The organism is Desulfovulcanus sp., assembly GCF_982781345.1.
Genome location: NZ_CEYAEZ010000179.1, coordinates 1 through 1,221, shown reverse-complemented (window position 1 = coordinate 1,221; position 1,221 = coordinate 1). Strand labels below are relative to the sequence as shown.

The following is a 1,221-nucleotide window of genomic DNA, read 5'->3' as shown; positions in this document are numbered from 1 at the left end:
CTACTATTATTGGAAATGGTTGGGGTGCAGGAACATGGGGTCGGGGAACATGGGGAAGCTCGACATCTTTGTCTGTTGCTGGTCAAACGCTTCGTATATGGTCGCACGATAATTTTGGTGAAGACCTGTTAATTAACGTGCGTGATGGCGGTATATATTATTGGGACAACACAAATGGATTAGCTACTAGAGCCGTTGAGTTGTCTGATGTAGCGGGTGCTAACAAAGTTCCTACAATAGCAAAGCAAGTTCTTGTTTCTGATCGTGACCGTCATGTTATCGCTTTCGCATGTGATTCAGAGCTAGCACCCGGAGTTCAAGACCCATTGCTTATAAGATTTTCTGATCAAGAGAATATAACTGAATGGCAGTCTCTTGTGACAAATACAGCAGGAGACTTACGGATTGGCGCTGGTTCAAAGATTGTTACGGCTATAGAAACAAGGCAACAAGTTCTTGTTTTTACTGATGTTTCACTACACGCCATGCAATTTTTAGGGCCTCCTTTTACATTCGGTATAAACGAAATATCTACAAACATCACAATTGCTGGGCCTTTATCTGCAATCGCTGTAGAGGACAATGTATTCTGGATGGGTGCGGAAGAGTTTTATGTTTATAGTGGTGCGGTGCAGCGCCTGCCATGCTCTGTAAGAGATTATGTGTTTAGTGATATTAATAATGACCAGTTGGAAAAAATAGTTGCCTCAACAAATACGGCATTTTCAGAGGTAACTTGGTTTTATCCTTCATCATCAAGTAACGAAAATGATCGCTATGTAACATATAATTATGATCAAAAAATATGGTATTATGGAAACTTGTCTCGTACATTCTGGCTTGATCGTGGCGTAAATAGTGATCCAATTGCAGCAGCAACAGATCATTACTTGTACTTTCATGAAGTTGGCTTTGACGATGGTAGTACAAGTCCTGCAAGTGGAATCAGCGCTTATATTGAATCAAGCCAAATGGACCTTGGAGAAGGTGAGCAGTTTGTATTTATGCGACGAATGATACCAGATGTTACTTTTAGAAACTCCACCAATCCAGAGCCTAGTGCTACTATGACATTGAAGGTAAGGAACTTTCCGGGGGGAAATTACTTATCATCTGATGCCAGCACCGTGTCTAAAACGGCTTCTGTTCCCATTGAGCAGTTTACGGATCAGGTATTTGTTCGGCTTAGAGGTAGGTCGTTTGCATTCAGAATTGAAAGCG

The 1,221-nt window shown here is 41.5% G+C and carries 1 protein-coding gene; it reads left to right on the top strand.

Annotated features, from left to right (window positions below):
* Positions 1-1,221: hypothetical protein (locus AC3WVG_RS12070; RefSeq protein WP_488798365.1), on the top strand; the 1,221-nt coding region annotated here is incomplete at both ends.